This window comes from Paenibacillus oralis, from assembly GCF_003863965.1.
Classification (GTDB): domain Bacteria; phylum Bacillota; class Bacilli; order Paenibacillales; family Paenibacillaceae; genus Fontibacillus; species Fontibacillus oralis.
Genome location: NZ_RRCN01000001.1, coordinates 981,278 through 996,631, shown reverse-complemented (window position 1 = coordinate 996,631; position 15,354 = coordinate 981,278). Strand labels below are relative to the sequence as shown.

Here is a 15,354-nt window from a genome sequence, read left to right as displayed (position 1 = left end):
AGGGGAACCTTGGAAAAGGTAACAATCTCGCAAATTTTTTTTAAAACCCCGCAACTTTTTGATTTCTCATGCGTTTAAGGATGTAGAGCAATGACAACGGTGACCAATTTAGACAAGGAAGCTTGTTCCTCATAGGGAAACTTGTCTATCTTTTAGAAAATTTAGCTTTACGGCACCTGGGACTCATTGTATAATGTTTTAGGTAGGATTAGGAAACTAGTCTATTTCTACATTCTCTTAAACATGGTTTGCAAGTTTCTGCGATTATGTCGCAGACCTAATTTATAGGAAACCTGCTCAGGCTCTGGAAAGGGGGTGCAATGGCTAATGAGTAACACGAGCTCATCTAAAGAAATCTCTCATTTGTTAGTTAATCAAGGAGGAGAAAAAAAGGTTATGAAGAAAATTTTATCCGTAGCTTTGTCTACAGCAATGGCATTCTCCATGTTTGCTTCTGTAGCATTTGGCGCTGATGCTTCGACGCCAGAACAAAAATTCAACACTCTGAAACAAGCTGGGATCGTAAATGGTTTCCCTGATGGCTTGTCTCACCTGGACAGAACTCTGACTCGCGCTGAGTTGGCGAAAATCGTTGTTAACGCAATCGATCTGGAGCCGGTAACTGGCGTGGCTACTTACAAAGACAAGAACTACACTGCTTCCCACTGGGCAGCTCCTTACATCGAAGCTGTTACCGCAGCCGGCATCATGGAAGGTAAAGACACTGTAAAAGGTCTTTTCGATCCGAGCGGCAACGTAACGGTTCAAGAACTGGCTAAAATCCTGTCGATCGCTTTGAAACTGGAAGTTCCTAACGATGCTAACAACACTGCATCCGAATGGGCTAAAGGTTATGTAGAAGCAGCTGTTAAAGCTGGCTACATCGACGCAGGCATCAACTACCAAGCTAACGCTTCGCGTTCCCAAGCAATCGTAGCAGCTTACGCTATCTACGAAGCGAACCAAGTTCCTGCGGTGAAATCCTACAAAGTAGTAGATCCGAAGAACGTTGAGTTCACAATGTCCGATGGTGAAGTGGTTAAGGTTGAATTGGAAACAGCTCTCGAAGCTAACAAAGAAACCGAAGTTAAATTCACTTACAAGGACAGAGAATACAACGAGAAAGTTGTTTACAAAACAACTGTAGCTCAAAAGGTAGAAAGCGTAAAAGCTGACAACCTGAAACAAGTAGTTGTTAAATTCGACGGTACGGTTGACAAAGTATCTGCTGAGTCGAAGTCTAACTACAAGATTGACGATGTAACTATTGATTCCGCTAAGCTGTCGGAAGACAAAACAACAGTTACTCTGTTGTTGACTGAAACTGGCGGTGAACTGGACAACAAACAAGAAACCGAACTCGAAATCAACAATGTGAAGAACGAAGACGGTACGGTTACTTTCGATACTAAAGTCAAGTTCACTCCGGCTGATGTAACGGCTCCGACGGTTAAAGAAGTCGTTGGCTTGGGTACTAAAGCATTCAAAGTTAAATTTAGCGAGCCGGTTTCTCAAGATCAAGCTACGATTTCCAGTAACTATGAAATCGACGGCGGTACTGTAGGCGGATCGATCGATTACATCTATCCGGATACAGTGATCATGAATGCTAACCTGTCCGTAGGTACTCATAAAGTGGCTATCAGCAACGTAACTGATTACTCTGATCTGAAAATTGCTCCGGTAGAACACAGCTTTGAAGTTGTGGAAGACACGCAAGCTCCGACAATCGTTTCCGTTGAAACTAACGATTTGAAAGAACTGACGATTAAGTTCAACGAAACAGTTAAGAGCGTTGATAGCGTTTATGTAAATACGTCTTCCATCGATGCCAAGACTATCGAAGTTAAAGACGACGAAGTTAAAGTTACGCTCGATGATCCGATGAACTACGGAGAAAACACCGTATATGTTAAAGGTGTAAGAGATTACAGCGATAACAAAGCAGATCGCGACGCTAAAGTAACTCCGACGCTTGATACTATCCGTCCTACTGTTACTAAATCGGAGATTGAAAAAGATAGCAACGGCGACTACTTGGTTACGCTGACGTTTAGTGAAGAAGTCAACAAAGATGATGCTGAGGATCTGGACAACTACATCTTGAAAGATACTAATGGTAAAATTGTCGATGACATTGATACCATTGATGATGATGGACATCCTACTTTGCCTGTTGACATTGCTGATCTCGAAGAGGATAACAAAGTTGTTGTTAACTTGGGTCCTGACCTCGATAAGGATACCAAGTATCAATTGGAAGTTCGCGGCATCGGCGACAGAGCATATGTGAAAAATACTATGCTGCCGCAAACGATTGAGATCAATACGGCTAAAGCCAGCGACTCTGCTTTTGATCAAGCTTGGCTTGATGGCAACAACCTGTATCTGCAGTTCTCTACAGACTTGGCTACCAGCGGTAACGGTGATGCACGCGATAAGAACAAGTATACGCTGTATGAGAAAGATACTAAGAAGAGATATGTGTACAATGGTACAGTGAATATCTATAACTCGGATAGCGTTCGCTTGTATGCCGACAAATTTAAAGACTTCAAAGGCAATACATCTGACCTGGATAAAGGCAATTACGAAATCGAAGTTGCTTACATTGCCGATAAAGATGGAGACTACATCAAGAACTCCAATGGCGGTTATGTATTAACTCAAGCAATTGAGAAAAATGATGAATTGCTTAAAATTGAAGTGGGTGGCGATACGAAAGTAGTATCGACGAAAGAAGTTCAAATTAAATTCAATGCAAAAGTCAATAGCTTTAATAAGAACTACTTCCGTGTTGATAACCAAACACCAAACGATGCTTCCCTGAGCAGTGATAAGAAGACTCTTACCTTGAAGTTCAATAGCAATAATGAACTGAAAAAGACTGCTCCTTACAATCTCACGGTAACGAATCAAAATGCTGCTGTTGATGTCTTCGGTAATAAAATTAAAGCAACAGATTACATCTTGAAGGATAAAGTTGCACCTGAGATCGTAGGATCTACTTTCAAAGTGACTACCGCAACAGATGCTACTTATCTCTTGCTTGATGTAACAACAACTGAAGAACTTGTGATTAATACAACTGGTAAGTTTACTCCAGACTTTGTAAAAGGCTTATTCACTGTAACAGTTGACAACGATGACGATAAAGAACTTACTGTTAGCGATGTTACTTATGGTGACACTAAGAATGTTGTGCGTGTGAAAGTAGCTCTGCCTGCTGACTTCACTTACAGCAGACTGAAGCTCGAATTTGACGGCGGAAAAGACGCTATCACTGACGTAGCTGAAAACGACCTCAAAAAAGATACTCTGTACTACAACAAGAAGTAATATGATTTATAAAAAAGCGAACCCTTTACCAAGGGCTCGCTTTTTTTGTGTACGCCCAGTCTGGGCGTCATCTCTAGGGTGGGTTAGTCTGATGAGTTGGCAAACGACGATAGTTCGCGAGTATGGGACGTCAAAAAGGAAGGGCCAAACCGAAAGGAGAGGATAACTATTATTAATGCAGCCGAATAGGATAAATAACGAAGATAAAGAAAGCCTGTTGAGGGTTTCTCAACAGGCTGAAAACCTAATGGTGCTTTTTAAACAAGAATTTTCAATTAAGAAATTCCTTCTGAATATTCAAGGTATACCCAAGCCCTTTAGCATTACTGCCCCAAGCTCCATCATGACCAACGACTTTTAAGTACATTACTTCCCCTGGGGCCAGACCACCAATACCAACGATATCTTCCTCCCCTTGTCCATTGTCTTCTGCCCAAAGTACATCTCCATCAGGGAAATAAGCTACAATATCATAATTAATATATTGTTGACTTTTTAAAGTGGCAACTACCGACATATCTCTGTAGCTCGAAGTATTTTTTACTTTAAACCAATCGACATCATTTTTATCCAGGTATGATCCGAAGTGAAAGTTGTCAGTTTGTACATTCAGAGCTGCTTCTTCGGTATCATACTGACCAGATACAGCAAAAGCGCTTTGCGACATCGTCAACGTCAACGTTGCTGCAAAAAGAACCGAAAGTAATTTTCTTTTCATATTTCTTCCACCTTTCACTATTTTATGAATCGGCCGATTCGATTCTATTATATATTTACAGAAAGGATTTGAATGTGATTTATTTCCTAATAATGTTAAAAAATATTTATTTACCCAAATACTTTTGTAGAGGATACAAAACCTCAATATGCAAATGGAAGACAATCTGATATATTGTATGCGATGAGTAAAGGGAAAGGTCATGGATTTACTAGGGATAATTTCATAATTCCTAATGGAGCTATAGTATATCTAGTTTGTGGAGCAATATGGAGAGTTCGAATTGAATGCAGGGTATAGGGTATACTTGATTCGGTGAGTGATGGTAAAGATACAGAATACTTAGATAAATGAATTCCATCTTTTTTGAAAACTAAGCGAGAACTTATATATGTCTCGGTGTTTCGTTGAGCTAACGACGGTATATGCCCGCTCTAATCTTTTGAATAGACGGGGCTATAAGCTCCTGCTCTCTTTATCTAATACGGATACAAAATATTAAACTGCCCAAAAATTAAATTCATAAGGGCCGATTTCCGTAAAAGTGACTGCTTTAACCCTTAGATAAACTGTAGCATCCTCCGGAACGATTAAATTATCAAACATCGAAGGATTTCCTATATTCCCCAACTCTGAGGGTTCAGCAAGCAGTAAGTTGGTTTCCTTTCCATTAGCATATTTCACAATTACACCGACATTTACGTTATTATAGTTATTCCGGCTATAAACCCAACTTGAAATATATTTAGGCGAGCCCGTATCATTAGTCCATTTAAACCAATCTTCATCATCCGGGCCTTGTACAAAGAGATTTAGCATCTGATTAGGGAGTACATCGATAGCATCCTCTCTAGTGTCTCCCAGTCCATGAACAAATGGAGTTACAATCTCATTATCCGAGCCGGCATCCTGTGCATAAGTCGGTGTATACGGAAGCGAAATCGTTGCAGCAACAAGTAATGCGGATACGATTGTTTTAATTCTCATTCTATCCCCATCCTTTTCAAAAATAAAATATAATCGGCCGATTCAATCCATATTATACCGTAATAAAGGAAATATGAATCATTACTAACAATATTTTCATATATTAAATAATTTTATCCATATGGATAAGGGCCAAGGCATTTTCTCTTTCCTATGATAAAATATAATTTTACCTAAGTTCTTTTTAGATTTTTTAAACTTATTTTAAGCTTGTGCGTATATAATATATAGGCAAGAAATATAATATGTATTTTAGGAGGTTTGGATTTGAATAAAACGAAATGGATCGCTGCGTCGTTGGCTGTTGCAGCTTTGGTTGGTACGAGTACAGTAAGCCCGGCATATGCGGCGTCTACTACCAATACGAAACAACAACAAGCAGCAGTCAAGACACTGCAAAACTTGAAGGGCGTGCAGTTAAGTTCCAAAAGCTCGGTGAAATTAAGTAACGTCAACATTTTAACCCAGGATGATCAAAGCGTATTGACTTACACATTGACTTACTACAACAATGGTACGCAAAGTTTGTCTCTAACGGACTACTGGACAAAGGTGAAAACGAAAAAAGGTACGGTTTACAGCGTGTCAGTTGTAAGCTCGGACAAAGAGAAAAAGAAGGTTGTTCCAGGTTCTACGTTAAGTGTTACATACACAACCCAAATTGCTAAAGGTTTGAAATACAGCGACTTGAATTTCCAAATCATTAAGTGGGATTTCAGCGCGTCCAACTACGAACGTTCGTTAGGAACGATTAGCATTCCTTCCGGCTATACGGCGGCAACTCCTTTGAATAGTACACAAAAATTAACGATTGGAGATTTGACAGCTTCCGCAAAGGTAAAATCCGTTAGCGTACTTGGTCAAGGGAATAATAACTATATTCATGTGGCTCTGAACTTGAAAAATACCAGTGCCAAGACGATGACAAATCCTGCGCTGAAGTATTATGTTCAAACCCAAAGCGGTACACCGTTTGCTTTAAATCCGGATTCCTCCAGTACGAATGTGGAAATTTTGCCACAAGAGGATAAAACGCTTAATTTAATAGCCAAATTGCCAAGCTCCGTGAATACGGCCAATTTACAGCTTGTTATGTCTGTTACCGATGAAACGGCAAAAAGCGAACTGCCTATTGCTTCCATCAGTTTAGGAACGAAGAAGGGTCAATCTTCCATTACAGCTGCTAATGCTGAGAAAGTGTTGGATGTAGACAGCACCAAAATTGCCACGAAGATTCTCAGCGTTTCACGGAATCAAAGTTATGGTGAAAGTGCACTTTCTGTACAGTTTTCCATCAAAAATAATGGGGATCAGACGGTTAAACTCCCTGCGTATTTGTTCGAGCTTCAAGCCGAAGGCAAAACTTATACTTTAAACACCAGCAATTTATCCGATATCACTTTGAAGCCGAATGAAGAACAAATTATATCGGTCGATGGTACGGTTCCGGTTATCGCTAATGCCGATAAGTTAAAATTGGTGCTGAAAACACCAGCATCTGTTGCATCGTCAGAAGGAGGCAATAACGCGACAACCGGCTCGAGTTATCCTATTGCGGTATACAGCTTGCCAAATTATGAAGAAATGCAGCATGCGGTTGGGCAAGAACGCGTAGTCAAAAATAACGACGGTACCTTTGGCGTAACATTGGATAATGTACAAGAGTTGCCATGGAGTGACGGAAGCATCTTGTCTTCCAAAATCACTATTGAAAACAAAGGTAATCAAGCAGCGAAGCTACCGGATTTTGCCGGTGCTTATAAACTTGACTCTAGTGATTTAACCAGCAAGGTTAATGTGGTTAGCACCAACAATACACAGGTATTGGGTGCGGGAGAAAAAGCGGATGTTTACGTTACAGCAAATATCCCTTCCTCTTTGAAATTCTCGCAATTACAAGTTCAATTGCTCAAAAAAGTCGCTGAGGATAAAACCTCGAATTGGGTAATGTTCTCTAACTTCGGTAAAACAAGTGACATGAAATTGGTTGCCGACGGTGAGTTCTTTAACCTGAATACCACAGGTAAAAAAGCGGACCTGCAAACCAGAAAAACATACTTGTACAGAGGAACTACGAACGACACTATTTACACCGAGTTTATTATGCACAATCTTGAGGATAAGCAGGCCAACCTTGCTAATTTGACCGGCTACTTCCGTACCAAGGATGGGCAATACTACAAGGCAACGGCAAATCAACCTAAGCACCAGGTGGGTCCTAAATCGGCCAGCATTGTCACTTTCTCTGCACAAATTCCGAAAAACACGGATGTAGCCAATTGGGATCTTGTAATTGGGGAAAGCGTTGCTGAAAACAAATTTGTAAGCTCGGCCGAAGAGGCAGCAACCGGTTACGTCAACGCTTCCGCCATGGAACTGACGCTGGATAGCCGAGATATTAAAAACTCTTTGATGGGCATCGAATTGTTCCCGTACACGTTAAGTATAGTTAACATAGAAGGGCACACTGGCGGTTCGGGGTTGGATGTAAAATTCAAATATGAATTAAAACGCGACTTGTCGTTTGAGATGGGTGAATTCCAGCATAAATTCTTGTTGGAGGTCATGGATTCCAGCGGGGCCAAATTCGAAAAAGAAATCGAGTTGGAGAAAGACTTTGAGCTTGTAACCAATAGAGAGTACACTTTTACGGTTAATGACCCAATCTTCACATCGTTTAGAAGTGGATCCTTCCAATTCTCCGTTTACGATCTTTATCAAGGAGTTAAAACTAAGATTGCCACTCAGGCGGTGGGATACACCGATACTTACTAATCTATAATTAGCTGTATTTGATCACAAGGCCAAAGTCATTCGACTTTGGCCTTGTTACGTTTCTCTTAAACGAATATGATAGAGACAAGATTAAAAGATGCTAGAGGAGGAACATGATGAAGACAGGTTGGAAAATCGCAGCGGCGGTGGCATTGATAGGCGGCAGCGTTGGAGCAGGATCGCTGTTGAACTTGCGAGCGGAAGGAGCGGGAACGACGCCGGGAACTGCGGATGATCCCGTGGTTACCAAGAGTTATGTTGATCAGGCGATTCAACAGGCGCTTAATGGCGGGGGCAGTGGTAAAGGGAGCGGTAACAGTAATAGCAGTAGTACCGGCAAAGACGGTAATTCCTCTTCCTCATCTTCGTCTTCTTCAAAAGGCGAGGCGAGCAAAGGGGCAACCGATGGGATTGAAATCGTTGAAGTGAAACCGGGGAAAATTTTATACGGTTATGCCGGTGCAGAGTTTGTTGTTCGTTCGGGAAAAGCGGTGGTTTATAGCGCTGATGCTAGCGGTGTAGCGGATCTCACCGATGGGATAGATATCGGCAACGGTGGGACGGTCGAGAAAAATCATTTGCTTTCTTTTCCTAGAGAAGGCCGGGGAATTCAGGTACAAGCCGGAGACACGCACAATTTGACCGTGATGGTACGCGGCGGATATGAATTGAAATAAGTCTTTGTAACAACCTTGATATTTCCAAAAGTAACAAACATTCGTCAGCGTAGCGATGGTCGTCATGTACATACTATACCTGAAACAATCCAACAGGAGGTGCCTTCGATCATGGCAAGAAGCAATCGTAAGCTTATCCCGGAAAGCCGTCAAGCGCTGGAACAATGGAAATATGAAATCGCCGCCGAATTTGGGCTTCCGGTTGGGGGAGCAGGTGCTACGAATACCGATGCCGAGTTCGCTGGCGAGCTTGGTGCAATGGGAGCATCACAAGGCTCCGGTGGAAGCTGGAGGTATTTAACCTCTCGCGAAAACGGCTCTGTCGGCGGTGAAATCACAAAACGTTTGGTTGCTCAAGCGGAAAAGGATTTTTTGCTGTAATTCCTACACAATTCATCTGATTTATTTTGACATGACATGGCAAATGCGATAATATGGCTTTGAGGATTGTCAAACAACCTTTTCCGATCAGGGAAAGGTTCATTTTTTGGAAAATAGAGTTGGAAAATCTGCCCACAATTTAATGGGAGGATTTTAGTATTGGATATGAAGGCATTCGCCATACTATCCATGGGGAGGTTGAATTTTATGTCCGTACAAGGACGACACTTATTTACTTCCGAGTCCGTTACAGAAGGACACCCGGATAAAATTTGCGACCAAATTTCCGATGCGGTTCTTGACGCATTTTTGGCCAATGATCCCTATGCCCGGGTTGCATGTGAAGTTTCCGTAGCCACCGGGTTAGTGCTCGTTATCGGGGAGATCAGCACCAACTCCGAATATGTCGATATTCCTGCTATTGTTCGTAAGACAGTGAAAGAGATCGGCTATACCCGTGCGAAATACGGTTTTGATTTCAATACTTGCGCGGTGCTTACCTCGCTTAATGAACAGTCCGCAGACATTGCCCAAGGCGTAAACGCTGCTTTGGAACACCGGGATCCTGCCCAGGTCGACAAAGAAACGGAAAATATCGGCGCCGGCGATCAAGGGTTGATGTTTGGTTTTGCTACGAATGAAACGCCGGAACTCATGCCGCTTCCCATTGCTTTGTCACACCGAATTGCTCGCCGCCTGTCCGAAGTTCGGAAGGACGGTACGCTTGGATATCTCCGGCCGGACGGCAAGACCCAAGTTACCATTGAATATATCGACGGCAAACCAAAACGGGTGGACACGATCGTTGTATCTTCGCAGCATGCGGAAGAAATTACGCTGGAACAAATTCAAAAAGACATTAAGGAGCAAGTTATTCTTCCTGTCGTTCCTGCCGAATTATTGGATGGGGAAACGAAATATTTCATTAACCCGACAGGCCGATTCGTGATCGGGGGGCCGCAGGGTGATGCTGGGTTAACGGGCCGCAAAATAATTGTCGATACGTACGGCGGATACGCTCGTCACGGCGGCGGCGCATTTTCGGGTAAAGACCCGACAAAGGTCGACCGTTCTGCAGCTTACGCAGCGCGCTATGTGGCGAAAAACCTCGTTGCAGCTGGGCTGGCCGACAAAGTGGAGATCCAGTTGGCTTACGCGATCGGCGTTGCTAACCCGGTATCTATAAACGTTGATACTTACGGCACCGGTAAAGTTCCGAACGAAAAACTGGTTGAACTAGTGCGCCAGAACTTCGACCTTCGTCCGGCGGGCATCATTCGTATGTTGGATCTGCGCCGTCCCATTTACCGCCAAACCGCAGCTTACGGACATTTTGGACGTACGGACATCGATTTGCCTTGGGAACGTGTAGATAAGGCCGAGGCGCTGAAAGCGCAAGCTGGACTTTAATATCATAGTTTATTAAATTGCAACGGATACCTCTTTCGGTAAGGAAAAAGGTGTCCGTTTTTGTGATATAATAGTCCTAAACAAAATGATACGGCAGAAGTGGAATATCCTACAAGAAGGGAGCGAAGGGCATGAGCGAACAAAAGTTGGATATCATCATTGAACAGCTTAAGACGATGAACGTTCGGTTTGACGGCATCGACAAGCGTCTCGACAACATAGACAATCGCCTTGATGCGATGGACAAGCGCTTTAATGCCATTGATAATCGCCTTGATGCGATAGACAAGCGCTTTGATGCTATCGACAATCGTCTTGACTCAATGGACAAACGTCTTGATCAGCAAGAGGGGCTTTTAACGCAGTTGATAGGTGTTGTCAAATCGACGAATGAGAAAGTGACAGTTCTGCAACAGGATATGGAGGAAATCAAAGGAACCGTTTCAGGGATGAAGGTAGCGATCGACGAGCAGCGAACCGTCAATCATCGGCAAGATCGGATTATGGAATCGCTGGCGATGCGCTCGTTGGAGCAGGAAACGCGGTTGCGGGAGCTTCAGAGATCCGAAGCGGTATGAATTTATAGGACTAGTGTATAGAACGTAGGAACAGTCTCTCCTGCAGCCCAATGCTTCATAGCCATTGCTGCTGAGGGGCTGTTTTTGCTGTGTTCTGAGTTTCATTATATTTTCTCATTGTATTATTGGAGCGAATTCCTAAAGTTGGAGGGCTGGTTAACCGTTAATATAAATAGGTGTGTATTTTGCTGCTTTATTTGCATGAATGCCATTTACATAGATTTAACTGATGGAAAGGGGAACAAGAGAAATGAAAAGGAACGTATCCATTTGGTTGGTGATGCTGCTCGCCATCAGTATGGTTTTGGAACCGGCGGTGGCTGCAGGTGCATCCGCGCTAACTCAGGTTAAGGAAGCAGCAGCGGCAACCTCGTATGAAGGAACGGCTCTAAATCAGGTTGGACAGTTGAGCATGACTGCCGGAAACAGCAGTATTTTAAGCAACTCGCTTGCGGCAGTATCCGCGACACAGGCAACTTATTATCCGTTGAAGACTGCTCTAAGCCCAGCAAATGGGGGGACGAATGTAAACGTGAATGCGGATTTGGTCATTACTTTTGACCGGAACGTTGCGATAAATTCCAGCAGCGGCATTACTTTAAGGAAGGATAGCAACGATTCTTCCGTATCGATCAGCGTGAAAGCCAGCGGCAGACAAGTGATTATTACACCTAAAAGTTCATTGAGCTCGGGCACCAAATATTATGTAGAAATTTCCAGTAGGGCGATCGTCGATGCATCAAATTCGTCTTATGCCTTTGCCGGGTTAAGCAGAAATGAGTGGAACTTCCAAACCACGTCCAATTCCAACGATAAAACCGCTCCAGTGCTAAAAAATGTAACGATGTACAACAATACAACTATTCGCTTGGAATACGATAAGCGCTTGGAATCGGACAGTGACTTGCGGACTTCTTACTTTGCGGTAACCGTCAACGGAGAGAAACGCGAAATTGATGACGCCTATTCCTCTGGAGAGTATGTTTATGTAGTATTGGAGGCTGGAGTTGCGGTAGGGCAAAATGTGCGGATCAGCTATAGCGGCAGCGGTTACCGCGCTATCCAGGATAGAAACGGAAATCTAGCGGCTACCTTTTCCAGTAAAGAAGTAGTTAATAGCTTGGATTCCGTGCTGCCTAAGCCGAAAGAAGGTAATGTCTCAGGAAGTACGCTGACTTTGTATTTTAATGAGAGCTTAAAAACCGTGCCGAGTTACGCGTACCAGCAATTTACGGTAACGGCCGACGGTTCGGTCAAAAAGATCGACCGTCTCAACCATAGCGGATCGACAATTACGTTATACTTATCCAGTTCCGTATCCAACGGGGAAGTCGTCAAAGTGTCTTATACTCCGGGTTCTTATCCGATCAAAGACAATCGGGATATGAATATTCCGGCGTTCAGTGATTTTCTCGTGCGAAATAATTATGATACCAAAGCTCCGGAATTAGTTGGCGTGGATGGTTCCGTCAATAAAATCGTTCTAAGATACAATGAAGCGCTCAAAACCAATCAAATACCGCCGAAAAGCTACTTTTCGGTGCTGGTAAACAATTCGGCTGTTTATGTAACCAATGTGGAAATCGCGACGGATCAGGTGATCCTTACGTTGGCTTCTTCTTTTACAAAGGATCAGAATGTTACAATATCGTACGTGTCCGGTCCGGACGGGATTGCTGATTTAAACGGGAACCTGGCGGGTTATATCAATTTGAAAGAGGTCGTTTACAGCACGGTGGCCGATGGGATTCGCTCAGCAACGGTAAATGGAGACCTTCTGGCGCTCGTCTACAATAAAACGTTGCGGACAGTATCTAATGTGCCAACCGGACAATTTTCCGTGTTGGTGAACCAGGCGACCCGTGGCGTTCAATCAGTCTCGGTTAGCGGCGATACCGTTACGCTGAAGTTGACGACGCCGGTGACGTCGGGCCAGACGGTTGAGTTGACATATTATACCGGCACCAATCCGCTGTATGACAGCCAGGGCACGATGCTGAGAAACTTCAGCAACATGCCTGTGCAGAATTTGACGGGCGGTGGGACAGGTGCTGTAGGGGCAACTCAGTTGGATTTTCTTAACACGCTGTCTTCTGCGGATTTCGGAACAGGCGGTTATGTGTTCAACACGAAGGCCGTCACCACTTCCGTTAGCCAGTCAAGACGCGGACAGGCCATTAAACGGTATGTGGTCGATAGCACGAAGCTCCGGGAAGCCTTGCAGTTCTTGGACAGCAGCACAGCAACATCGCGAAATTTAGTAGTTGAGGTTCCGTCCACCGAGAGAGCTGCGGAGGTGATTTTCCCGCTGGGGTCATTGCTTGACTATTTCAGCCTCGGAAAAACGGGCAACATTGCGGTTAAATATAAGGATATGATGTATGAGTTGCCGCTGGAGAAAATCCCTTACGCGGATATCTCCCGGGTATACGGGAACATTAATCTGATTTCCGCTTTTCTGAAAGTAGAGATTGAACCGGTGCCGAGAACCGAGATATCTTTAAAATATAACTCGGGTTTGTCCACCACTCCGGTAACCGACCCGGTTCAGATTTATGTGTCAACCTACAATGGCACGACGTCCGGCAATACGGTGGATGTGGCGCATACGGGGAAAATCTATTATAAAGTGGCAGCGGCCCAATCTTCGTACGGAACGATCTTTTTGGCCAAGTTTGATATTGCCGCAGGGACGGTCTCCTATATTCCTTCCGGCAAATCGACAAGCGGCAGCAACACGGTATTAACAGGCAAGCTGAATGAAAACACGATTATTGGACCGACAATGGGGTATAGTTATTTTTCCGATACGACAAAGCATTGGGCTAAAAATGAAATTAATGAGCTGGCGGGCAAGCTGATCATTAGCCCCCGTTCTGCGGCGAGTTCGCAATTCGAGCCGGATAAAAATATTACCCGGGCTGAGTTCGCCGAATTCCTAGCCAAAGGGCTTGGGCTTACTGGCGATGAATCGAGTGCGCGCCGCTTTCCGGATGTAATGAACGGGACAACCGGGGCTTATATCGGAGCGGCCGCCAAAGCTGGAATCATTACAGGTTATGCGGATGGCACGTTTAAGCCAAACAACAATATCACCCGCGAGCAAATGGCCTTGATGATGGTGCGGGCCATGGAATATGCAGGCTACAGCACATCAACGACTGGCGCTAACGCCGCTACATTATCGAAGTTTAAAGACGCCTCTAAAATCCAGTCGAAAGACACGGTGGCCAAAGCTGTGAAGGAAGGCATTATCCAAGGGATGACCAAAAATACATTCCAGCCTCAAGGCAATGCAACCCGCGCACAAGCGGCAGTGATGCTGAAACGGGTGCTGGAGAAGTTGAATTATAATTAAGAGGTGGAAGCTCCCGGTTCCTGGGTTAGGAGTCGGGAGCTTTTTTTGTGGGGGATTGCTCGGGCCTGTTGGTATGTAGGTAAGTCGTTAAATAGTTGTAGAATGTACATTTATTTTCAGGGTTTTGTTGTTCAGAGCTTGTTTAAGTGCAAAACATACAATTAAATCGGCATATTTCGAAGGACGGCCGAAGTTGGTTGATTGTAGTTGTAGGAAATGCAATTAAAACGGATTAACCTGCACCTTAGTATAAATCTAGTTGTATGTTATGCAACTAATCGTTCGAGCCCCATCCAACGGGACAAGGCAGAAGTGGAATGGCAGACCTAGCGTGATGCCAGATTTGGTCAGTCGATCATCTCCCAGCTTCCTTGAAGCCATTCGTAGCGATGAATTCTTTGTCCGCTTCCGTTTCGGACCGGTTGCATCCACCCTTTGGCGGAAAGTGATTGTAGCAAGCGCATCGCAGTCCGGTAATTGATGCCAAAAAATTGGCACACCTCTTTAGGGCTGATGGACCCTCCAGAACATAGTGCCAGGCGTAGAACTTCCTTTTCTGCAAAAACTGAACGTTCCTTAGGCTGCGGATAAGCTTGGTACCGGCTAATTAACATTTGCAGGAGATTTTTACACAGATCAGGTCTTTGTTCGATATCGTCGTAGGCGATGGAGATTACCCGGAAACCAAGGGACTGCTGGTATAATTCGCGATTTAATTCATTGCAAAACTTCTGACGATCCATTTCCTGCACATGAGGGCCATACCCCTTAATTTCAATCATAAATTTAAGAAACCCCGGCAAATAGGCAAAATCGCCAAAGTATGAGCGCCCCCGCCAATCGAGAATTTCATATTCGGGATGAAGATGTTCGAAATTTCCATACAACGGCCACCATACATTTTTCAAAAATAATGTCTCCCCATGCCCGTGCCCCCGTAAAAGACGGGCTTTACGTTCTCCCTTTCGTAATTCTGAGTGCTGCTTTAGGAAGGCTTTATGAGCCTGTTCGAAAGTCAACGTTTTCATTATTACAGATCTACTCCTCTCATTTTAACAGTAAAAAACAAAAAATCCTGACCCTCTATCCACAGAGAAGATCAGGACGTGCTACGCCTCATATATTGAAATA

General features: G+C 43.9%; 10 protein-coding genes. 7 read left to right on the top strand and 3 right to left on the bottom strand.

What is annotated here, in order from left to right; genetic code table 11:
* The first annotated feature begins 327 nt into the window (after positions 1 to 327).
* Complete coding sequence (locus EHV15_RS04660; protein ID WP_128630209.1) at positions 328 to 3,339, top strand: S-layer homology domain-containing protein; 3,012 nt, start codon at positions 328 to 330, stop codon at positions 3,337 to 3,339.
* A gap of 271 nt (positions 3,340 to 3,610) precedes the next feature.
* On the opposite strand, the gene EHV15_RS04655 is transcribed toward EHV15_RS04660, so the two are convergent.
* Complete coding sequence (locus EHV15_RS04655) at positions 3,611 to 4,057, bottom strand: hypothetical protein (RefSeq protein WP_128630208.1); 447 nt, start codon at positions 4,055 to 4,057, stop codon at positions 3,611 to 3,613.
* A gap of 498 nt (positions 4,058 to 4,555) precedes the next feature.
* On the bottom strand, positions 4,556 to 5,044 hold the full coding sequence (locus EHV15_RS04650) for a hypothetical protein (protein ID WP_128630207.1): 489 nt from the start codon (positions 5,042 to 5,044) through the stop codon (positions 4,556 to 4,558).
* A gap of 267 nt (positions 5,045 to 5,311) precedes the next feature.
* Between EHV15_RS04650 and EHV15_RS04645 the strand changes: the two genes are divergently transcribed.
* The 6 genes from EHV15_RS04645 to EHV15_RS04620 all read left to right on the top strand — a co-directional run bounded on the left by EHV15_RS04645 (position 5,312) and on the right by EHV15_RS04620 (position 14,223).
* Positions 5,312 to 7,819, top strand: coding sequence for a hypothetical protein (locus EHV15_RS04645; protein WP_128630206.1), 2,508 nt, complete (start codon positions 5,312 to 5,314; stop codon positions 7,817 to 7,819).
* Between the two features lie 116 nt (positions 7,820 to 7,935).
* Positions 7,936 to 8,496, top strand: a complete 561-nt coding sequence (locus EHV15_RS04640) for a hypothetical protein (RefSeq protein WP_128635178.1) — start codon at positions 7,936 to 7,938, stop codon at positions 8,494 to 8,496.
* 111 nt (positions 8,497 to 8,607) lie between these two features.
* A complete protein-coding gene (locus EHV15_RS04635; RefSeq protein ID WP_128630205.1) occupies positions 8,608 to 8,877 on the top strand; it encodes an alpha/beta-type small acid-soluble spore protein in 270 nt (89 codons plus the stop codon).
* Between the two features lie 207 nt (positions 8,878 to 9,084).
* Complete coding sequence (gene metK / locus EHV15_RS04630) at positions 9,085 to 10,287, top strand: methionine adenosyltransferase (RefSeq protein WP_128630204.1); 1,203 nt, start codon at positions 9,085 to 9,087, stop codon at positions 10,285 to 10,287.
* Positions 10,288 to 10,418: 131 nt separating this feature from the next.
* Positions 10,419 to 10,865 carry a hypothetical protein gene (locus tag EHV15_RS04625; RefSeq protein WP_246061320.1) on the top strand — a complete coding sequence of 149 codons (447 nt, stop codon included), beginning with the start codon at positions 10,419 to 10,421 and terminating at the stop codon, positions 10,863 to 10,865.
* Between the two features lie 250 nt (positions 10,866 to 11,115).
* Complete coding sequence (locus tag EHV15_RS04620; RefSeq protein WP_178075759.1) at positions 11,116 to 14,223, top strand: SwmB domain-containing protein; 3,108 nt, start codon at positions 11,116 to 11,118, stop codon at positions 14,221 to 14,223.
* Between the two features lie 347 nt (positions 14,224 to 14,570).
* Here EHV15_RS04620 and EHV15_RS04615 read toward each other — a convergent pair whose 3' ends face one another.
* Entirely contained in the window at positions 14,571 to 15,251 is a 681-nt protein-coding gene (locus EHV15_RS04615; RefSeq protein WP_246061318.1) for a hypothetical protein, read from the bottom strand.
* Positions 15,252 to 15,354: the final 103 nt, after the last annotated feature.